Source organism: Pseudomonas sp. NKUCC02_KPG, from assembly GCF_019345465.1.
Lineage (GTDB): Bacteria > Pseudomonadota > Gammaproteobacteria > Pseudomonadales > Pseudomonadaceae > Aquipseudomonas.
In genome coordinates this window covers 1-264 of sequence record NZ_JAHKRC010000045.1, presented here as the reverse complement: position 1 = coordinate 264, position 264 = coordinate 1, and the positions used below count along the sequence as shown (strand labels likewise).

At 61.4% G+C, this 264-nt stretch carries 1 protein-coding gene; it reads left to right on the top strand.

Annotated features, from left to right (window positions below):
• Window positions 1–264 (top strand): cation:dicarboxylate symporter family transporter (locus tag KO536_RS24115; RefSeq protein WP_219263263.1); only part of this gene is annotated, 264 nt, incomplete at both ends.

Below are 264 nucleotides of genomic sequence, written 5' to 3'. Positions count from 1 at the left end.
GCTCAGCTGTATGGCATCGACCTGTCGCTCAGCCAGCAACTGCTGCTGGTATTGACCCTGATGGTCACCTCCAAAGGCATCGCCGGTGTGCCGGGCGTGTCCTTCGTGGTGCTGCTGGCCACGCTGGGCAGCGTGGGTATCCCGCTGGAAGGTCTGGCCTTTATCGCCGGTGTTGACCGTGTGATGGACATGGCCCGTACGGCCCTGAACGTGATCGGTAACGCCCTGGCGGTACTGGTAATTTCCCGTTGGGAAGGCATGTAC